Genomic DNA, 19,093 nt, shown 5'->3' on the forward strand with positions numbered 1-19,093 from the left:
GGAGTTCTGCTTTGATGTGCGCATGTCGTGCGTGCAGCTCCGGTGGTGGTCGCCTCTCCGGCGACCGTGACTGCTGCATCGTGCTCGGCCGCCCCGCACCCGGCCGCCGAGCACGTCCGCCTTTCCGATCATGCGAAGCGGCCATGATCCGGAAGGAATTGCCATGCTCTTCCCGACCGTGCTCTCCGCCCTCCTCCGCGGCGAGGACCTGCCGGCCGCGCTGACCGAGCGGGTCATGGACGAGATCGTCTCCGACGCCGCCACGCCGGCGCAGATCGCGGCGTTCGCCGTGCTGCTACGGGCCAAGGGGGAGACCGCGGACGAGATCGCCGGGCTGGCCGCCTCGTTGGTGCGGCACGCCACGCCGGTGCCGATCGACGGCCACGCCGTGGACGTCGTGGGCACCGGCGGGGACGGCGCCGACACCGTGAACGTCTCGACGATGGCCGCCCTCGTGGTGGCCGGCACGGGACGGCGGGTGGTCAAGCACGGGGCGCGCAGCGCGTCGTCGGCATGCGGTGCGGCCGACGTCCTGGAGGAGCTGGGGGTGCGGATCGACCTACCGGCGGCCGGGGTCGCCCGGACCGTGGCGGAGGCCGGGATCGGCTTCTGCTTCGCACCGGTCTTCCAGCCCGGCCTGCGCCACACGTCGGTGCCGCGCCGCCAGATCGGCGTCCCCACCGTGTTCAACCTGCTCGGGCCGCTGATCAACCCGGCCCGCCCGCCCGCCTCGCTCATCGGGTGCGCGGACCCGGCGAAGGCACCGCTGCTCGCGCAGGTGTTCGCCGACCGGAGCCTCACGGCCCTGGTCGTCCGGGGCGACGACGGCCTCGACGAGCTCACGACCACCACCACGTCCACGATGTGGGTCGCGGACGGCGGCGGGGTCGGGCGGCTGCGGATCGACCCGACGGCACTCGGCATCCCCCGCGCGCCCGCCGGGGCCCTGCGCGGGGGCGACCGCGTGCACAACGCGGAGGTCGTACGGGCTGTCCTCGGCGGGCGGCGCGGCCCGGTGCGCGACGCTGTGCTGCTCAACGCGGCCGCCGCGATCGTCGCCCACGACGCCCGCCCCACGCTCGACGCGTTCCCCGCCGCGCTCGGGATCGCCGCCGACTCGATCGACTCGGGCGCCGCTGCCCGCACCCTCGACGCGTGGGTGGTCAGTCCCGGGTCTTGATCCGCTTCATCGTCTGGTGGGAGACGACCCGCGACACCGCGGGCAGACCGAGGAGCTTCATGTGGTGCTCCTCGTACGCCGCGTGGTCGGCCACGAGGACGCGCAGGAAGTAGTCGGGCCTGCCGAACATCCGGCGGAACTCGACCACCTCCTCGAACCCGGCCACGGTGGCCTCGAAGTCCTGGAGCGTGCCGAGGTCGGTGACGTTGATCTCCACCGAGACGATCACCTCGAAGCTCTGGCCGGTGGCCACGGGATCGACCGTGGCCCGGTAGCCGGAGATCACGCCGGCCTCCTCCAGCCGCTTGACCCGCCGCAGGCACGGCGGCGGCGTCAGGCCCACCCGCCGCGAAAGCTCGACGTTGCTCAGCCGCCCGTTACGCTGGAGTTGGAACAATATTTCACGATCAATGGCGTCGAGGCGATACGGGTTGCGCACGGCATCAGAATAGCGCCACAAATGAAAATCAACCTGCACAGGAATCGACATATCGTTGCAGGATGATGTGCGCGTTCCGGCGCGCCCTGGGCGACTCCCTCTCGGTCGGGTTCGCGGCCGCCGCGATGGGGATGGCGTTCGGGGTGCTGGTCACCCGGTCCGGCCTGCCCTGGTGGTGGGCCACGATCTTCGCCTCGGTGATCTTCGCCGGCTCGCTGGAGTTCCTCCTGCTGGGCATGGTCACCGCGGTCGCCCCGCTCGGCCAGGTGGCCGTCGCCGCGTTCCTGGTGAACTTCAGGCACGTCTTCTACACCCTGTCGTTCCCGCTGCACCGCGTGCCCGGGGCCGCGGCCAAGGCCTACAGCACGTTCGCCCTCACCGACGAGGCCTACGCCGTGACGGCCCGGCCCGAGGCGCGGACGTGGGGCAGGGCGCGGATCCTGTGGCTGCAGGCGTTCGTGCACGTGTACTGGGCCGGCAGCGTGACGCTCGGGGCGCTCGGTGGCACCCTGATCCCGCCGGCCGTGAAGGGACTCGACTTCGCGGTCACCGCGCTCTTCCTCGTGCTCGGGATCGACGCCTTCCGCGCCCGCCGGGAGATCCCCGCCGCGGTCGTGGCGGTCGCCTGCGCTCTGGTCGGGAACGTCGTGTTCGGCGAGCAGATGCTCGTGGCCGCGATGGCGATGTTCACCGCGTTCCTGCTCGCCCGGTACGCGATCGCGGGGCGCCGTGCCTGACACCGCCTACCTCGCATCCGTCGTTGCGGTCGCCGCCGCGGTGACGTGGACGCTGCGCGCGCTGCCCTTCGCGCTGCTCGCCCCGCTGCGCCGGAGCAACGTGCTGCCCTACCTCGCGGCGGGCATGCCCGTCGGGGTGATGGCCGTCCTGGTGGTCCACAGCCTGCGGCACACGGTGCTCACCGCGCCGCCCTTCGGCGCCGCCGTCGGGATCGCGCTCGCCACCACCGTGGCGCTGCACCTCTGGCGCCGCAACGTCGTGCTCAGCATCGCCGGCGGCACCGCGGTCCACGTGCTGCTCGCGAGCGTCGTGTTCACCGGCTGACGGTCACCGCTTGACATTAGGCAGGTAAAAACCTGCATAATGGCCGGCATGGACCAGGTCTTCAAGGCGCTGGCCGACCCCACCAGGCGGCTCATGCTCGACCGCCTGCGCGAGCGCAACGGCCAGACGCTGCGCGAGCTGTGCGAACAGCTGGACATGGCGCGCCAATCGGCGACGCAGCATCTCGACCTGCTCGTCCAGGCCAACCTGGTGACCGTCCTGCGGCGCGGCCGGGAGCGGCTGCACTACCTCAACCCGGCGCCGATCCACGAGATCGAGGAGCGCTGGATGTCGGGGTTCGACAAGGCCCGCATGCGGGTGATCAGTGACATCAAGATCCAGGCAGAGGAGTACGCCATGGCCGAGGAACCCACCTCCGTGCCCACCTACGTCTACGTCACCTACATCCGCGCCGATGCGGAGCAGGTGTGGCGGGCGTTGACGGATGCGGACCTGACGTCGCGCTACTGGGGCCACGCCAACGTCTCCGACTGGCAGCCGGGTTCGTCCTGGGAGCACCGGCGGACCGACGGCTCGGGCCGCGTCGACGTCGTCGGCAAGGTGATCGAGGCCGAGCCCCCGACGCGGCTGGTGATCACCTTCGAGGACAGTCCGGACGAGTCACGTGCGTCCTCGCTCGTGACCTTCCTCGTCGAACCGCACCACGACATCGTCCGACTCACCGTGACGCACGAGAACCTGCCGAACGAGGCGATGCTGCGCGGGATCTCGGCCGGCTGGCCGGCCGTGCTGGCGAACCTCAAGTCGCTGCTCGAGACCGGCGAGGTCCTCCCGCAGGCGCCGTGGGAGATGTCTCCGGCACACCCCTGAGCCCGAGCAGACCACCGAGAGGAGAACACCGATGGACACCACCCCGCTCCGGGACGCCTACGGCGCGCTGCTGGAGGCGGCCGCGACCGTGGCCGAGTCCGGCGGCCCGAAGGCCCCGCCCGCCGGTGAGTGGAACGCCGACCAGATCCTGGCGCACGTCGCCATCATCACGTCCACCACCATCGCCGCCGCATCCTGCGTGGCCGCAGGCACGAACACGACCTACGACAACCGCATCGCGTCCGACACCTGGACCATCGACCGCGTCATCGCACTCGCCGGCGGCAACGCCGGGCTCCGCGAGCGCATCCGCGCCCAGGGAGATGCCCTCTGCGCGTTCGGCGGACCCGCCCTCAGCGAGGTCGAGCTCGACACGCCCGTACCCGCCCTGCTCCTCTCCAACGGCGTGGTGCTGGTCGACCAGCCGCTGCCGTTGAGGGACCTCGTCATGGGGCTCGCGGAGGCGGAGCTGCCCGGCCACACGAAGCAACTCCTGGCTCTGCTGCCGTGACGGGCTCCGCGCCGCTGCATCTCGGCGGTCGCGTTGTTGTTCTAGATCGGCATGTCGTTGCCGACGAGGGTCACCGTCGTGCCGGCGGCACTGCGTTGGATCCGCATGTCCGCGGTGAGGCCGTTCATGACGGTGAGGCCGTGCCCGCGGAACCCGCGGTCGTCGACGGTGCGGTGTCCGGGGTCCCAGCTCCCGCGGTCGGAGATCATGACGATGACCCGGCGGGTCGCGGGTGCGGATCCCGTGCCGCTGCGGGCGTGCACCCGCACGGGGCCGGGCCGATCGGCCGGGTAGGCGTGCTCGATGGCGTTGGTGAGGGCTTCGTTGACCGCGAGGACGACGTCGTCCGCGTCATCGGGCGGCCAGTGCTGCTCGGCCAGCCAGGCGACGAGCGCGGTGCGGACCGCTCGGAGGGAGCTCGGCGCTGCGGGCAGCACCTGCGTCCACTCCTGCGTCGGCGCGTTGTCCTCGGTCATGGCGTGAGGTGGAGTGCGTCGGGTGTCGGCTGGCGGCGTCGGCCGAGTATGTCCGACGGGCCCGCGATCCGCCGGACGGAGCAGGAGGCGTCAGGACAGCCATGACGTGCCGCGCCGCCGGGTCCGTGCCGCGCTCGGCCGGTTCACACGGCCATCGCCGCGGGTGTGCGCGTGCTTGCGCCGGTCGGATCGTACGCGTGCCAGGCCTCGGCGAGCCGCTCCACGGCGGAGGTCAACTCGTCCTCGGGCAGGACGTGGTGCAGGCGCAGCCGGTCGGCAGATCCGCCGGACGCGTCGAGTCCCGCACCGGGCAGCACGGCGACGCCGTGGCGGATGGCCAGCTGCGCGAACGACATGCCGTCGCCGCGCGGCAGCCGGACCCACAGCGTCTGGCCACCGGACACGGCGGGGACGTCCCAGTCGGGCAGGTGCGTGGTGAGCAGCCGGCGCAGGTGATCGTGTCGGGTCTGCAGCGCCGCCGCCTGGCGCCGGCACAGGTTGTCCAGCACGGGCACGAGCTCGACCGCGGCGAGCTGCGCGGGGACGTTGCCGCCGAGGTCGTGGACGGCCCGCAGCCGCGCCAACCGCTGGACGAGGGCCTCCGGCGCGCGGATCCAGCCCAGGCGCAGCCCTCCCCACACGGTCTTCGACAGCGACCCGACGGAGATCACGGTCGCCGGGCCGGCCCCGGCGAGCGGTGGCGGTGGCGTCCGGCCCGGGAAGGTGAGGTCGGCGAGCACCTCGTCCTCGATCACCGGCACCCCCGCGGTCGCGGCGATCTCGGCCAGCCGTCGCCTGCGCAGCGGCGCGAGGGTCGCTCCGGTCGGGTTGTGGTTGGTCGGGACGACGTAGGCGAGCGCGAGCCGGTGCTGCCGCACCGCGGTCCCGAACCCGTCGAGCCCGACGGGCAGCGGGACGGGCACGGCGCCTGACTCGTGGAACGCCTCCAGCGCGCCGGGGTACGTGGGCGTCTCGACCGCGACGCGTCCGCCGGCGCCGAGCAGGACGGCGGCGAGCAGGGACAGCGCCTGCTGCCCGCCGCCCGTGACCATGATCTGCTCGGCGGTGGCCGGCACACCGCGCGCCGTGTAGCGGTCGGCCAGCGCGCGGCGCAACGCCGGGATCCCGGCCGGGTGGTACCCGATGTCGCCGCGGATGGCGGACAGGGCGGGGACGATCCGCTCGTACGCCGCGACCAGGCCGGCCGGTGGGGCCGTCGGCGCGGCGCAGGCGAGTGGGATCACGCCTTCGCCGGGCTCGAGGAGGTGCAGGAAGATCGGCGCGGTCGTGCCGTCCGCCGCCCGCTCGGCCACCGGTCTGCCGGCCACCCGGGTGCCGCTGCCCTGGCGCCTGACGATGCGCCCCTCGGCGCGCAGCAGCTCGTAGGCGTTGACGACGGTGGTGCGGCCGACCGCCAGTGCGCGGGCGAGCGCCCGGTCCGGAGGCAGCCCCGATCCCGGGGTCAGGTCGCCATCGTCGATGAGCCGGCGCAGCCGGCCGGCGAGCAGCACGTAGAGCGGCCCCCGGCCGGTCGACCACCGACCCAGCCGCTCGGCGAGGACAATTGGATCCATAGGCAAACCAATCTTGCCCGATTGGCTCTCGTCCTTCCACGGCGATTGCTCGACCGTCGGGTCATGGACAACGCAACCGTCTCGATCGACGCGGCGATCGCCACGCTGACTGGGCCATGGCAGCCACGGGACCTCGTGGTCGCCAACGACACCGTCGTACGCATCGCCCGCTTCGACGGCGAGTTCCCGTGGCACGTCCACGACGAGGACGAGCTCTTCCTGTGCTGGGACGGCAGCTTCCGCGTCGAGGTGGAGGGGCGGGAGCCGGTCACGCTCCGGGCCGGAGACCTGTTCGTCGTGCCGCGCGGGGCCCGCCACCGGCCGGTCGCCGACGACGTGGCGCACGGGCTCATGGTCGAGCGTCCGGAGACGAAGCAGTACGGGAACTGACCCGCCGGCCGTCACACATCCCCGTCGCGACGTGTCAATGCGGTGAACCCGATCGCCAAGGAGAGATCATGGAATCCCGCATCGACTACTACGCCAACCCCGTCGCCGCCAAGTTCGCCCGCTACATCAACTCGGCCGGGAAGGTCGTCGCCGACTCGACGCTGCCGCCCGTCGTCCAGGAGCTGGTGAAGATCCGGGCCAGCCAGATCAACGGCTGCGCCGTCTGCCTCGACATGCACACCAAGGACGCCGCCCACGCCGGGGAGACGCCGGTGCGGCTCAACATGATCGCGGCCTGGCGCGAGGCGACCCTCTTCACCGACGCCGAGCGGGCCGCGCTCGCCGTCACCGAGGAGGGCAGCCGCCTCGCCGACGGCGCCGGTGGGGTGAGCGACGAGACCTGGGAGCTGGCCCGCAAGCACTTCGACGACGACCAGCTCGTCGCGCTCGTCTCCCTCGTCGCGCTCATCAACGCCTACAACCGCATGAACGCGATCCCGCGCATCCCCGCGGGGGACTACGAGCCCGGCCGGTGGGGGTGAGCCCCCGGCCCACGTGACGGCCGTCACCCCAACCCGAACACCGGTAGCCGGGTCCTCGCGATCGAAGACCTGGAACACCGAGGGTTCGTCCGTACGGCGACTCAGCCGACGGACCGGGGGAACGACGATGTCGGCACAGTTCGGTCCACCACCGCCCGGGCACATCTCCCGGCGCCGGCTGCTCGCCGGTGCGGCCGGGCTGGCGGGCAGCGCGACGCTGGGCGTCGCGTGCACCCCGGCCGGTCCAGGACCGACCGCGCCGCCGTCCGCCCGACCGGCGCCACCCACGTCCGCGGCGCCACCTCCCCCACCCGTGATCGAGGAGCGCGTGCTCGACGTGCGCTGGGACCGGGACAACGCGTACTCGTTCACCCTCGGGCAGGCCGACGGGCTCCCGGCCGTCCTCGTGGGCGACGAGGACGGGCAGCTGCGGGTCCGGGAGCTCACCTCGGACCGCGACGTGGGTCAACCCGTGCCGGGCAAGGCGACGTACACCGGGGAGTCCGGCGTGGCCGACGTCGACGGCCGGCCCGTCCTGCTGATCAACAACTTCAGCGGTGCCGTCGAGGTGATCGACCTGCGGACCGCGACCCGCAGCCAGATCGGTATGCAGGCACCCGGTGTCGCCGCGACCGCAGCGACGTTCGGCGGGCGGCCGATCGCGGCGACACTGGGGGTCGACGGGATCGTGCACCGCTGGGACCTGCGGACCCGCACGCCGCTCGGAGAGCCGCTCGCCTTCCCGGAGGGCCGCATCGGGGGCGACCTCGCCACCGCCGTCGTGCACGGCCGCCTGTGGCTCGTCGGGGAGAGCTACCCCAGCACGACGCAGGTCTGGGACGCCGAGACCGGGGAGCCGGTCGCCCGTGCGAACGACACGGGGGAGATCACCGTGCTCGACGGCCTTCCCGTCCTCGTCGACACCCGCCCGGTGATCAGGGCGATCACGGCGCTCGACCTGCGCACCGGCGCCGTCGCCCGCCGCCACGACGTCGGGGAGGAGATCCTGCGCGGCGCGGTCGCGGTGCTGGACGGGCGGCCGGTCATCGCCACCAGCGGTTGGGGCAACACGATCGTCATCCGGGACCTCGACACCGGCATGCAGCTCGGCGCACCCCTCGCGGGACACGAGGCCACGCCGATCCGGCTCGGTGTCGCCGGCCTGAAAGGCCGTCCGGTGCTCGTGTCGGCCGCCCAGGACGACACGATCCGGGTCTGGGACGTGGCCGTGCGCGCAGCGGGCTAATGTCCCGGACCACGTGACCGGAGGAGTCGATGCTGGGATGACGGCAAGATCATCGATGCCCACGCAGGACGATGTGCTCGGGTACTTCGACACGCTGTCCAACTGGGGACGGTGGGGCGACGACGACGAGCGCGGCACCCTGAACCACATCACCGACGACGTCCGGCTGGCGGCGGCGCGGGCCGTGCGCCACGGCAGGAGCGTGTCGTGCGCGTGGGAGGTCGCCGTGCCGGCGGAGATGGAGCGGTCGACCACGACGTGCCCGTGCGCCGCCGACATGCCGGGCGCCGAGAACATGCCGGTGGCCGCATTCCACAACGACCGCCGCTGGGGCTTCTCGAACGAGCGGCTCGGGATCATGTTCCACGGCAACACCATCACCCACGTCGACTCGCCGTGCCACCTCTTCTGGGACGGCACGATGTACAACGGGCGGTCGCACTCGCTGGTCGACGCCGAAACGGGATCGGCGTGGGCGGCCGTCACGGCGGCGGCGAACGGGATCAGCACGCGTGGTGTCCTCCTGGACATCACGAAGGTCCGCGATGTGCCGTGGTTGGAACCGGGGCAGGGCGTGTTCCCCGAGGACCTCGAGGAGGCCGAGCGTCGCCAGGGCGTGCGGGTGCGATCCGGCGATGCGGTGCTCCTGCGGACCGGCTACGGCCGCGCCCGGCACGAGGCCGGTGCGGCCGGCGGGTTCACGCAGGCCGGCTGGCACGCGTCCTGCCTGCCGTGGCTGCACGAACGGGAGGTCGCGCTGATCGGCGCCGACACCCCCCAGGACGTCCAACCGTCGGGGTACGACGACGTGCTGATGCCGGTTCACGCCGTGAGCCTCGTCGCGATGGGGCTGTGGCTGCTCGACAACTGCGACCTGGAGGCGTGCGCCACGACGGCCGCCGAGCTCGGCCAGTGGGACTTCCACCTCGCCGTCGCGCCCGTCCGCTTCGCCGGTACGTCCGGCAGCCCGGTCAACCCGATCGCCACGTTCTGACCGCGGCTCGCGAGGGGCCAGCCGGACCCGACCGGACACGGGCAGAACGGCGGTAGGAACCAACTCATGTGGTCGAGAGCGGCCTCATGTCCGATCGATCCTAGGGGCTCGAGGTGGCTGAACCGACGTCGCGACATGACCGGCCGAGCCGCTCCGAGCAGTTCGCCAGGTGGGGCCGATGGGCGCGCTGGGTGCCGTTCCTCGTCATCGGGGCGCTCAGTGCGTGGGCGGCCGGCCGGGCCCCGTCGGGCCGGCGCTCGCCGGAGTTCGACTGGACCCTGACCTGGGACACGGCACTTCAGGCGCTGAGCAAGCGCCCCCACATCGTGAACATGTTGCTGTTGTTCCTCCTGGCCGTCACCGCGGTGGGCGTGGCCCGGTGCCGGTGGGCAGCAACGATGACGTTCGGGATCGGCCTGCTGTGGGAGTTGGTCCAGACCACTGCCGTGGGTCAGCACCCCCGACTCGCCGATCTCCTGCCGGACCTGCTGGGGATCGGCATCGGCTGGTTCCTCGTGCGCGCCGCGGTCGCCCTGGTCACGAGACTCCGCAGGCCAGCACCATCGTCGGACGAGCCGACGGAAGTGATTGGCCCGCTCAGATTCCGACCGGACGGACGAGAACGGCCCCCGACCAGAGTTTCCCCTGGTCGGGGGCCGTTACCCCGGGCTGTGGCGGGTGAAGGATTCGAACCTTCGTAGGCTGAGCCGACGGATTTACAGTCCGCTCCCTTTGGCCACTCGGGCAACCCGCCCGGGCACGCCGTGGCGCGGAGACGAGGATACGACAGTGACTTGCCGGGTTCTGCAGGGGCCCGGTCGACGAGGAGGCAGGCGTGGCAGACCCGTCGTTCGACGTGGTGAGCAAGGTCGACCGGCAGGAGGTCGACAACGCCCTCAACCAGGCAGCGAGGGAGCTCTCGCAGCGGTTCGACTTCCGCGGCACGAGCACCTCGATCGCCTGGGCGGGCGAAGAGGCCGTGGCGATCGAGTCGGAGACCGAGGAACGCGCTAAGGCCGCGGTCGAGGTCTTCAAGGAGAAGCTGGTCAAGCGGAGCATCTCGCTCAAGGCCTTCGAGGTGGGTGAGCCCGCGGTGTCCGGGAAGACCTACAAGGTCAGCGGCAAGATCCTGCAGGGCATCGCGGCCGACAAGGCCAAGGAGATCAGCAAGACCATCCGGGACGAGAAGCTCAAGGGCGTGCAGGCCCAGATCCAGGGCGACCAACTGCGGGTCTCGGGCAAGAAGAAGGACGACCTGCAGGCCGTGATCGCGCTGCTCAAGGGCAAGGACTTCGGGATCGCCCTGCAGTTCACCAACTACCGCTGACTCACCGATCCTGACCTACGGTCGACGGGGAACGCGGGATCTCCGCCTGCCCGGCCAACGTCGACCAGTCTTCGATGTCCATGGCAGGGATGGGACCAGCACTCGTTGGAATCAGTTCCTGGGACTACGGTCCGAATGTGGTCCGCTCCCTCATCGACGACCTCCGCGCGGTACGCGAGCCGAATTCGGAGCAGGTCCTGGTCACGGCGCCCGTCGAGCAGGTGCGCAGGCTCGTCCTCGAACCGGCCCGAATGGCTGAGCTCGGTGAGGAGATCGAAAGCATCAGCTGGCTCGACGAGGCGGACGCTCCGGCGCTCGGCGCCAGGTTCCTGGGACGGAACCGCAAAGGCCGACGACGGTGGGAGACGGAGTGCACCGTGACCGAATGCACTCCCGACCGGCTCGGGTACGACGTCCACGCCCGCGTCGGAAGTGCGCGCGTGCCGATCTCCCACTGGCGCTACGACGTCGAACAGGTCGATGCCGCCACCAGTCGGGTCACCGAGACCAACTGGATCAAGGCGCCGTTGTGGTTCGCGCCGATCGGTGCCCTCATCACCGGTGCGGCCTGGCGCCCGGCCGCCAACCGCGCGCACATCACGACCACGCTGGAGCGGGTCCGTGCGGTCTTCGAGCAGCCCGACGGGCACGAGTCGGCACCCTGAGGCCCGAGGACGGCGTGGCAACCCTGCGCTACGGGATCAAGAAGTAGGTGCCCTTGCGGGTGACTTCGGCGCCAGGTTCGTCAACTACCGATGAGTGCTTGACTCGATCACCTTCCACGTTGTGCCATGAGGGTGACATTGGTCACATGGCCGATGTTGCGGAGGTGGACCGTGATCGGCACCAGGACTCCCTTCACCAGCGAGCGCGCGCCCTGCGGGAAGCAGGTGAGCGGCACCCGCTACTTCGAGGACGACGGCTCCGGCATCCGGTGCGACGACGTCATGTACGCCTGCGGCTGCCGGTCGATGTCGCACCAGTTCTCTGACGGCAGCTGCCGCACCAGGATCACCAGGCACGACGGCCGGGTGCTGCTGAACGAGCTCTCCGCAGAGCACGCCGAGTAGCGATGGCCGACCACGACGTCGTGGTGGTGGGTGGTGGCGGCGCGGGGCTGCGCGCTGCCATCGCGATCGTGCAGGCGCAGCCGGAGCTCTCCGTGGCGGTCGTGTCGAAGGTCTACCCGATGCGCAGCCACACGGTCTCCGCGGAGGGCGGCGCCGCCGCGGTCATCGCGAGCGACGACAGCCTCGACGAGCACGCGTACGACACGGTGTCGGGGAGCGACTGGCTCTGCGACCAGGACGTCGTGGAGGCGTTCGTCGAGGAGGCGCCGCGCGAGCTGCTGCAGCTGGAGCACTGGGGCTGCCCCTGGAGCCGCCTGCCCGACGGCGAGGTCGCCGTGCGCGCGTTCGGCGGCATGAGGAAGATGCGCACCTGGTTCGCGGCCGACAAGACCGGGTTCCACCTGCTCCACACGCTGTTCCAGACCACGCTCCGGTACCCGCAGATCGTCCGCTACGACGAGTGGTACGTCACCACGCTGCTGGTCGACGAGGGCCGGGCGCGCGGCGTCGTCGGGATCGAGCTGGCCAGCGGGCGGGTCGAGGCCGTCACCGGGCGGGCCGTCGTGCTGTGCACGGGTGGGTGCGGGCGCGTCTTCCCGTTCACGACGAACGGCAACATCAAGACCGGGGACGGGATGGCACTCGCCTACCGCGCGGGCGCACCGCTCAAGGACATGGAGTTCGTCCAGTACCACCCGACCGGCCTGCCGTTCACCGGCATTCTGATCACCGAGGCGGCGCGGGCCGAGGGTGGCTGGCTGCTCAACAAGGACGGCTACCGCTACCTGCAGGACTACGACCTCGGCACGCCGTCACCCACGCCCGTCCTGCGCAGCATGGAGCTCGGCCCGCGGGACCGCATCTCCCAGGCGTTCGTGCACGAGCAGGAGAAGGGCAACACGGTCGACACCCCGTACGGCCCGGTCGTCTACCTGGACCTGCGGCACCTCGGCGAGGAGGTGATCGACGCCAAGCTGCCGTTCGTGCGCGAGCTGTGCCAGCAGTACGAGCGGATCGACCCGGTCACCGAGCTGATCCCGGTGCGACCGGTGCAGCACTACATGATGGGCGGCGTCCACACCGACGTCGACGGCGCCACGGGCCTGCCCGGCCTGTTCGCTGCCGGCGAGGTCGCGTGCGTGAGCATCAACGGCGCCAACCGGCTCGGCTCCAACTCGCTGCCCGAGTGCCTGGTGTTCGGTCGCAGGGCGGGGATCGCTGCAGCCGACTACGCCGCTGCGCACACGGGACGTCCGAGGGTGGACGCCCAGCTCGCCGACGAGCGGCGGCGCCTGGAACACGACCTGCTCGCCCACCGCAACGGTCACGACCGGATCGCCGACGTGCGCACCGACATGCAGCACGTGATGGAGGGCAGCGTCGGGATCTTCCGCGACGTCGAGTCGTTGCTCACGGGCGCGGAGAAGCTGGCCGAGCTGCGGGAGCGGTTCGACAAGGCCACGCTCGAGGACACCAGCCGGACGTTCAACACCGAGCTCGTCGCGGCCCTCGAACTCGGGTTCATGCTCGACGTGGCCGAGACGATGGTGGCGAGCGCGCTGCGCCGCGAGGAGTCGCGCGGCGCTCACCAGCGCACCGACTTCCCCCGCCGCGACGACTCGCGCTTCCTCGCCCACTCGCTCGTCACCCGGGAGCCGGGCGGGTCGCCGCGCGTCGCGTACCTGCCGGTGACGATCACCCGCTGGCCGCCCGGCGAGCGGGTCTACGGGAGGTGACCCGTGCCCGACACGATCATGCTGCAGGTCGCCCGCTACCGGCCGGAGTCGGAGAGCGCGCCGACGGTGCAGGAGTACGAGGTGCCCATGCGCGAGGAGTGGGCCGTGCTCGACGGGCTGAACTACGTCAAGGACCACCTCGACGGCACGCTGTCGTTCCGCTGGTCGTGCCGGATGGGGATCTGCGGCAGCTGCGGGATGACGGTGAACGGCGACCCGGCGCTCTCCTGCGGAACCTTCCTCACCGACTACGCGCCGGGGCCGGTGCGGGTCGAGCCGCTGGCGAACTTCCCGGTGATCCGCGACCTCGTGGTGGAGGTCGACGACTTCATGCGGAAGCTGCCCGAGGTGAAGCCCTGGCTCGTACGCGACGACGCCGGCGACGTGGCCGACGTCGAGTTCCTCCAGACTCCGGACCAGCTGGACGCGTACAAGCAGTACAGCATGTGCATCAACTGCATGCTGTGCTACTCGGCGTGCCCGGTGTACGGGATCGAGCCGGACTTCCTCGGCCCCGCCGCGCTCGCGCTCGCGCAGCGCTACAACCTCGACTCCCGCGACCAGGGCGCCCATCAGCGGCTGGACGTGCTCGCCACGGACGCCGGTGTGTGGGCGTGCACCTACGTCGGCGAGTGCACCCGGGCCTGCCCGAAGGGGGTCGACCCGGCGGGGGCGATCCAGCGGTACAAGCTCACCGCCGCGGCGCGCACGCTGCTGCCCTGGGGCAAGCGATGACGCAGGCCGGGGGATGGAAGCCGGCGGAGCACGCGGAGCCGGCGGGACGGGTGGACACAGCTCAGAGGTACCGGCAGCCCGTCCCGCTGTTCTGGTGGACGAAGCGCCGGTCGTACCTGGTGTTCGTGCTGCGGGAGCTGTCGAGCGTCGCCGTGGCGTGGTTCGTCGTGCACTTCCTGCTCCTGGTCACCGCGGTCCACGACGGCCCTGCCGCTTACCGGGCGTTCCTCGACCGGAGCGCGACACCGTTCATCCTCCTCGTCAACCTCGTCGCGCTGGCTTTCGTGGTGCTGCACGCCGTCACGTGGTTCAACCTGGCCCCGAAGGCGCTCGTCGTCCGGATGCGGGGGCGGCGGGTGCCACCACGGGCAGTGGCGGCAGGGCACTTCGGCGCGTGGATCGCGGTCTCCGCGATCGCGGCCTGGGTGTTGGTGGTGATGCTCTGATGACCAGACCGTCGAAGGCCGAGGCCGTGGCGTGGCTGCTGTTCAGCGCGGGCGGGATGGTGTCGGCGCTGCTGGTTCCCGTGCTGGTGCTGCTGTTCGGGGTGCTGTTCCCGCTGGGGGTGCTCGCCCCGCCCGACCACGCGGGGTTCGCGACGTTGCTGGCCCACCCACTCGTCCGGATCCTGCTGCTCGGGCTGTGCGTGCTCGCCCTCCTGCACTGGGCGCACCGGTTCCGCTTCACGCTCTTCGACGGGCTGCAGCTGGACCGCATGCGCGGCCCGGTCAGCGCGCTCTGCTACGCCGCGGTGCTCGCGGGCTCGGTGTGGGCGGCCTTCGTGCTGCTCGGCTGACCGCGATCGGCATGAACGAGATGCGACCAAATGATCGCTGTGGGTAGCGGAGGCCGGTGGGTATGCTGAGTGGCCGCGCCGAGCCCGATCGCCACATCCCCGCCGGAGCGCGCCATGGAGGATGAAGATCGCCGCGCGCTCGCGGCAGGTCGTCCCGCCCGGCCGCCGGCCCGGATGGAGGACCCCATGGAGCTGCCGGCGCCCGCCGTCGCCCGCTCCCCGGGCGAGGCCGAGACGCAGGCCGCGCTGCGGCGCCTGGCCATGATGGTCGCGAAGGCCGAACCGGGCGAGGGCGTCTTGCGGGCGGTCGCCGCGCAGGCCGCCCGTCAGTTCGGACCGGCCACCGCCGACGTGATCATGTTCGAGCCCGACGGGCGGACCACGCTCGTCGCCGACAGCACGCAAGGTTCGCCCGAAGCCGGCTGGGGAGGCCGGCTACCGGCCGGGTTGACGACCTCCGTGCTCCGCACCGGGCGGTTCGTCTCGGCCTCCGTGGGGAGCCGGTTCACGGCCGCCATGCCGGTGCACGTCGGCGACGTGCTGTGGGGCCTCCTCGCCGTCGGCTCGGGACAGGCGCTGCCACCCGACACCGAACAGCGGCTCGCCGACCTGGCCGAGATCGTGACGATGGCCGTCACCAACGAGCAGCGCGAGGCCGAGCTCACGGCGTCCCGGGCCCGGCTCGTGGCCGCGTCGGACGAGGCCAGGCGGCGGATCGAGCGCGACCTGCACGACGGCGCACAGCAGTTCCTCGTCACGCTGGAGCTGCGGCTGCGCTCGGTGGCGGAGACGCCCGGCCTGCTCCCCGGGATCCGGGCCGAGATCGAGGACATCGCCGCCGAGCTCGCCGGCGGGCTCGACGACCTGCGCGAGCTCTCCCGTGGTATCCACCCGGAGATCCTGTCCAAGGGTGGGCTGCGCCCGGCGCTGCGCGCGCTCGCCCGGCGCTCGGCCGTGCCCGTCGTCATGGACCTGCGGATCCACAGCAGGCTTCCCGAACCGGTCGAGGTGGCGGCCTACTACGTGGTCTCCGAGGTGCTCGCCAACGCCATGAAGCACGGCCGCGCATCCACCGTGGAGGTGGAGGCGGAGACCGCCGACGGCGCGCTCCACGTGCAGGTCCGCGACGACGGGGTCGGCGGCGCCGACCTGGCGGGAGGGTCCGGCCTGGTCGGGCTCAGGGACCGGATCGAGGCGCTCGGCGGGACGTTCTCCGTGGAGAGCCCGCACGGAGTGGGCACGACCGTGTTCTGCACCCTTCCCATGGCGACGATGTGACCGGAAGGTCTCAGCGCGTGCGCACGAGCCCGGCCACCGCGGCCGGGGCCTCCACGTGCGCGTTGTGACCCAGGCCCGGCAGGTCGACCGGGGCCGGGACGAGCGCGTGGAGCTGTTCCGCGCTGACCATGACGTCGTGCTCGCCCCTCGCCAGGACGACCGGGACCGGCGCCGCCTCCAGCAGGCGGGCCACCTGCGGGTCGCCCACGCCGAACGCCCGCAGGTCGAGCGCGGCGCGCCACATCCCGTCCTGCTCGACCACGCCCGCCGTCGCCGCGGGCGCATCGGCGGCGACGAGGCCGTGGAGCCCCGAGAGGCGCAGGTGCCGTGCGACGGCCTCGGCGCGCGTGGCGAACCGGACCGGCTCCCGGGCACCGAGCTGGGCCGCGCGGGCGAGCTCGTCCGACGTCCACGCGACCTTGACACCCAGACCGATCACCGCCCGGGCGCCGGGCCGCGACGCCAGGTGCAGCCCGACCACCCCGCCGAAGGAATGACCGAGCACCACGGTGCCGCTCGGCTCGACCAGGTGGGCGACGGCGTCGGCCACGCCGGCGAACGTGTAGGCCGGCAACGGGGCGGAGCCGCCGTGGCCCGGCAGGTCCGGCGCCACCCACGCACCGGGCAGCAGTGGCACGAGCCCGTCCCACACCTCCGCGGTGGCACCGAGCCCGTGCAGTAGCAGCACCACCGGCCCGCCACGGCCGCCCGACCGCACTCGAACGTCACGCACTGATCGGAGCCTCCATCCGCTGGCAGGCGTGGGCGTAGGCGACGGGTGTCATCCCGATGGCGGCCGTGAAGTCGCGGATGAAATGGCTCTGGTCGAAGTAGCCGAGCTCCGCCGCCACCTCCGCCCAGGGGCGCTGCTGCTCGCGGGCGAGCACGGCGGCGGCCTCGTGCAGGCGGTACCGGCGCAGCACCCACTTCGGGCTGACCCCGACGTAGCGCTGGAACAGCCGCTGCAGCGTTCGTGAGCTGATGTCGAACATCTCGGTGACGTCGTCGACGCGGGCGATCCTGCGGTCGTGCAGCAAGGCGGCGACCATGGTCTGTACGAGCTCGACCTGCGGGTCGGGCGGCGGCCGGCGCTCGCGCAGGAACTCCTCGACGAGCGCGATGCGGCGGCCCGGTTCGGCCACCATCCGCTCGGTGAGAGCGGCGGCGGCCGGGCCCCAGACCGCCTCGGCAGGAAGCACGGTGTCGGTGAGATCGACCAACGGCCCGCCGAGGAAGGGGTGGAACGCCCCGGGCCGGAACTTGATCCCGAACACCCCGCCCACACCCCGGTACGCGTAGGTGAACCGGTCGCGCCCCACCCCGTGCACGGTGAGCCGGCCGCCGTCGAGCACGACGTTGACACACGGGTGCGGCAGCAGGGTGATCGAGGACTCGCGGCCCGGCGGCACCTCCCACGACACGATCCAGTAGCGCTCCACCAGGCCGGAGAGATCGGCAGCGGCCGGGTACCGGTCGAGCGAGAAGTGCCCCGCCGGGGACTCGTCGCGCACCCCGAGCACGCCGTACTCGCTGGTGGTGGCGATCCTCGGCTCGGGCACGGCCCAAGTGTGCACCGAGGAGCGCGCTGAAGGGCCCCGGCCCATTGGTCGAAGTGGAGGTCGGGTTCGACGAGCTCGTCTGCGGTATGACTCCTACCTCACGGCGAACCGGTCGAGCGCTTCCCGGACCCGCTCGGACATGGTGTCGCTGCCGCTGTGTCCCGCGTCGTCGACGATGACCAGTTCGGCGTCCGGCCAGGCACGGGCGAGCGCCCAGGCGGTGTCCAGGGGGCAGCTCAGGTCGAGTCGGCCGTGGATCAGCACGCCGGCGATACCGGCCAGGCGCGGTGCGTCGCGCAGCAGCTCGCCGGCGGAAAGCCAGGCTCCATGGGCGAAGTAGTGCGCGCAGAGGCGGACGACGGCCAGCCGGTCGGCCAGGGGTCGACTCGCGAAAGCCCCCGGTGACCCGTTGGGCTCGTGGGCCTGGAGCGCGTCCTCCCAGGCACACCAGGCGTCCGCCGCGCGCTCCCGCACGACCGGATCGGGATCCTCCATCAGGCGCGCGTAGGCGGCGACGAGGTCACCGTCGCGCTCGGCCTCCGGAACGGCGCCGCGGAACGCCTCCCACTGCTCGGGCAGGAGCCGGCCGACGTCGCGGTAGAGCCAGTCGATCTCGGCCCGCCGGCCGGTCGTGACGCCGACGATGACGATCTCCGAGACCCGCGCGGGGTACTGCTGGGCGTAGGCCAGCATCAGCGTGGAGCCCCAGGATCCGCCGTGCAGCAGCCAACGCTCGATCCCGAGGTGTTCGCGCAGCCGCTCCATGTCGGCGATCAGGTGGGCGGTCGTGTTGTGGCGCAGGTCGGCGGACGGGTCGCTCGCGTGCGGGGTGCTGCGCCCACAGCCGCGCTGGTCGAACAGCACAGCCCGGTACCGGTCGGGGTCGAAACACCGGCGGCGCACCGGGAGACTCCCCCAGCCGGGTCCGCCGTGCACGAACAGGGCGGGTTTGCCTTCAGCGTTGCCGCACGCCTCCCAGTAGATCCGAGCGCCGTCGCCGACGTCGAGCAGGCCGTGCTCGTAGGGCTCGATGGGCGGGTACAGCGGGTCTGCCTTCTCGACGCTTCTCACGACCGCGAATGTATAAGCACTTATACGCAGCACCTCGGAGCGACTTGAGCGCCACGATCGCGACATGAACCGCGGATGGAGGGTGTTGCCGAATCGGGGCGCGCTGCCCAGGCTTGATCAGCGCATGCGGTGCTCAGGCCGCACCCGGGCGGCTGCCAAGTCCGGACACATCGGTGACAGGTATGTCTCGGGACATCGGTGACAGCTGACCTGGTCGCGGTCGAGACTTTCGGCCGTGGTCGGAAGGGTTGTCCCGATGGAGACACGGCTGGCGAT

At 71.8% G+C, this 19,093-nt stretch carries 24 protein-coding genes and 1 tRNA gene; 18 read left to right on the top strand and 7 right to left on the bottom strand.

Annotated elements, in window-relative coordinates:
* Positions 1-163 precede the first annotated feature (163 nt).
* Positions 164-1,180: an anthranilate phosphoribosyltransferase gene (gene trpD, locus ACU436_RS11190; RefSeq protein ID WP_459024224.1), complete on the top strand. Its 1,017-nt coding sequence runs from the start codon at positions 164-166 to the stop codon at positions 1,178-1,180.
* Here trpD and ACU436_RS11195 read toward each other — a convergent pair.
* Positions 1,164-1,670 carry an Lrp/AsnC family transcriptional regulator gene (locus ACU436_RS11195; RefSeq protein WP_459024225.1) on the bottom strand — a complete coding sequence of 169 codons (507 nt, stop codon included), beginning with the start codon at positions 1,668-1,670 and terminating at the stop codon, positions 1,164-1,166. The two genes, trpD and ACU436_RS11195, sit on opposite strands and share 17 nt — an antisense overlap.
* An 11-nt stretch (positions 1,671-1,681) precedes the next feature.
* Between ACU436_RS11195 and ACU436_RS11200 the strand changes: the two genes are divergently transcribed.
* The 4 genes from ACU436_RS11200 to ACU436_RS11215 are packed head-to-tail and all read left to right on the top strand — an operon-like array spanning position 1,682 to position 4,023.
* Positions 1,682-2,356, top strand: coding sequence for an AzlC family ABC transporter permease (locus ACU436_RS11200; RefSeq protein WP_459024226.1), 675 nt, complete (start codon positions 1,682-1,684; stop codon positions 2,354-2,356).
* Positions 2,349-2,681 (top strand): branched-chain amino acid transporter permease, encoded by a 333-nt coding sequence (locus ACU436_RS11205; RefSeq protein ID WP_459024228.1) that lies wholly within the window; start codon positions 2,349-2,351, stop codon positions 2,679-2,681. Before ACU436_RS11200 ends, ACU436_RS11205 begins: the two co-directional genes overlap by 8 nt.
* Positions 2,682-2,729: 48 nt before the next feature.
* Positions 2,730-3,512, top strand: a complete 783-nt coding sequence (locus tag ACU436_RS11210; RefSeq protein WP_459024230.1) for an ArsR/SmtB family transcription factor — start codon at positions 2,730-2,732, stop codon at positions 3,510-3,512.
* Between the two features lie 31 nt (positions 3,513-3,543).
* Positions 3,544-4,023, top strand: a complete 480-nt coding sequence (locus tag ACU436_RS11215) for a hypothetical protein (RefSeq protein WP_459024232.1) — start codon at positions 3,544-3,546, stop codon at positions 4,021-4,023.
* 41 nt (positions 4,024-4,064) lie between these two features.
* Here the strand turns inward: ACU436_RS11215 and ACU436_RS11220 are convergent, their stop codons facing one another.
* Together ACU436_RS11220 and ACU436_RS11225 are read right to left on the bottom strand one after the other, a co-directional pair.
* Positions 4,065-4,499 carry an ATP-binding protein gene (locus ACU436_RS11220; RefSeq protein WP_459024234.1) on the bottom strand — a complete coding sequence of 145 codons (435 nt, stop codon included), beginning with the start codon at positions 4,497-4,499 and terminating at the stop codon, positions 4,065-4,067.
* A 143-nt stretch (positions 4,500-4,642) separates the two neighbouring features.
* Complete coding sequence (locus ACU436_RS11225) at positions 4,643-6,073, bottom strand: aminotransferase-like domain-containing protein (RefSeq protein ID WP_459024236.1); 1,431 nt, start codon at positions 6,071-6,073, stop codon at positions 4,643-4,645.
* 63 nt (positions 6,074-6,136) lie between these two features.
* Between ACU436_RS11225 and ACU436_RS11230 the strand changes: the two genes are divergently transcribed.
* The 5 genes from ACU436_RS11230 to ACU436_RS11250 all read left to right on the top strand — a co-directional run bounded on the left by ACU436_RS11230 (position 6,137) and on the right by ACU436_RS11250 (position 9,946).
* On the top strand, positions 6,137-6,463 hold the full coding sequence (locus tag ACU436_RS11230; protein ID WP_459024237.1) for a cupin domain-containing protein: 327 nt from the start codon (positions 6,137-6,139) through the stop codon (positions 6,461-6,463).
* 68 nt (positions 6,464-6,531) lie between these two features.
* Complete coding sequence (locus ACU436_RS11235; RefSeq protein WP_459024239.1) at positions 6,532-7,005, top strand: carboxymuconolactone decarboxylase family protein; 474 nt, start codon at positions 6,532-6,534, stop codon at positions 7,003-7,005.
* A gap of 127 nt (positions 7,006-7,132) precedes the next feature.
* Positions 7,133-8,251 (top strand): WD40 repeat domain-containing protein, encoded by a 1,119-nt coding sequence (locus ACU436_RS11240; RefSeq protein ID WP_459024241.1) that lies wholly within the window; start codon positions 7,133-7,135, stop codon positions 8,249-8,251.
* 55 nt (positions 8,252-8,306) lie between these two features.
* On the top strand, positions 8,307-9,245 hold the full coding sequence (locus tag ACU436_RS11245) for a cyclase family protein (RefSeq protein ID WP_459024242.1): 939 nt from the start codon (positions 8,307-8,309) through the stop codon (positions 9,243-9,245).
* A 191-nt stretch (positions 9,246-9,436) separates the two neighbouring features.
* Positions 9,437-9,946, top strand: a complete 510-nt coding sequence (locus ACU436_RS11250) for a hypothetical protein (protein WP_459024244.1) — start codon at positions 9,437-9,439, stop codon at positions 9,944-9,946.
* Here ACU436_RS11250 and ACU436_RS11255 read toward each other — a convergent pair.
* Positions 9,918-9,999 (bottom strand) — tRNA-Tyr (locus ACU436_RS11255). The genes ACU436_RS11250 and ACU436_RS11255 overlap by 29 nt on opposite strands.
* 81 nt (positions 10,000-10,080) lie before the next feature.
* Between ACU436_RS11255 and ACU436_RS11260 the strand changes: the two genes are divergently transcribed.
* The 8 genes from ACU436_RS11260 to ACU436_RS11295 all read left to right on the top strand — a co-directional run bounded on the left by ACU436_RS11260 (position 10,081) and on the right by ACU436_RS11295 (position 16,187).
* Positions 10,081-10,572, top strand: a complete 492-nt coding sequence (locus ACU436_RS11260) for a YajQ family cyclic di-GMP-binding protein (RefSeq protein ID WP_459024246.1) — start codon at positions 10,081-10,083, stop codon at positions 10,570-10,572.
* Between the two features lie 89 nt (positions 10,573-10,661).
* Positions 10,662-11,237, top strand: coding sequence for an SRPBCC family protein (locus tag ACU436_RS11265; RefSeq protein ID WP_459024248.1), 576 nt, complete (start codon positions 10,662-10,664; stop codon positions 11,235-11,237).
* 171 nt (positions 11,238-11,408) lie between these two features.
* On the top strand, positions 11,409-11,642 hold the full coding sequence (locus ACU436_RS11270; protein ID WP_459024250.1) for a hypothetical protein: 234 nt from the start codon (positions 11,409-11,411) through the stop codon (positions 11,640-11,642).
* A 2-nt stretch (positions 11,643-11,644) separates the two neighbouring features.
* Entirely contained in the window at positions 11,645-13,378 is a 1,734-nt protein-coding gene (frdA, locus tag ACU436_RS11275; protein ID WP_459024252.1) for a fumarate reductase (quinol) flavoprotein subunit, read from the top strand.
* A gap of 3 nt (positions 13,379-13,381) precedes the next feature.
* Positions 13,382-14,113 carry a succinate dehydrogenase iron-sulfur subunit gene (gene sdhB, locus ACU436_RS11280; RefSeq protein ID WP_459024253.1) on the top strand — a complete coding sequence of 244 codons (732 nt, stop codon included), beginning with the start codon at positions 13,382-13,384 and terminating at the stop codon, positions 14,111-14,113.
* 50 nt (positions 14,114-14,163) lie between these two features.
* On the top strand, positions 14,164-14,559 hold the full coding sequence (locus tag ACU436_RS11285; RefSeq protein ID WP_459024255.1) for a fumarate reductase subunit C: 396 nt from the start codon (positions 14,164-14,166) through the stop codon (positions 14,557-14,559).
* Positions 14,559-14,909 (top strand): hypothetical protein, encoded by a 351-nt coding sequence (locus ACU436_RS11290; protein ID WP_459024257.1) that lies wholly within the window; start codon positions 14,559-14,561, stop codon positions 14,907-14,909. The genes ACU436_RS11285 and ACU436_RS11290 overlap by 1 nt, the downstream gene beginning before the upstream one ends.
* A gap of 114 nt (positions 14,910-15,023) precedes the next feature.
* The gene (locus ACU436_RS11295; RefSeq protein WP_459024259.1) at positions 15,024-16,187 is read left to right on the top strand and encodes a sensor histidine kinase; all 1,164 of its coding nucleotides are present in this window, start codon (positions 15,024-15,026) and stop codon (positions 16,185-16,187) included.
* A gap of 10 nt (positions 16,188-16,197) precedes the next feature.
* Here the strand turns inward: ACU436_RS11295 and ACU436_RS11300 are convergent, their stop codons facing one another.
* From ACU436_RS11300 to pip, 3 genes are all read right to left on the bottom strand, one after another.
* On the bottom strand, positions 16,198-16,920 hold the full coding sequence (locus ACU436_RS11300) for an alpha/beta fold hydrolase (protein WP_459024261.1): 723 nt from the start codon (positions 16,918-16,920) through the stop codon (positions 16,198-16,200).
* Positions 16,913-17,746, bottom strand: coding sequence for a DUF6597 domain-containing transcriptional factor (locus tag ACU436_RS11305; protein ID WP_459024263.1), 834 nt, complete (start codon positions 17,744-17,746; stop codon positions 16,913-16,915). Before ACU436_RS11305 ends, ACU436_RS11300 begins: the two co-directional genes overlap by 8 nt.
* Before the next feature lie 93 nt (positions 17,747-17,839).
* Positions 17,840-18,817 (bottom strand): prolyl aminopeptidase, encoded by a 978-nt coding sequence (gene pip / locus ACU436_RS11310; protein WP_459024265.1) that lies wholly within the window; start codon positions 18,815-18,817, stop codon positions 17,840-17,842.
* Between the last annotated feature and the right edge of the window lie 276 nt (positions 18,818-19,093).

It is taken from the genome of Pseudonocardia wallangbongensis (assembly GCF_054486945.1).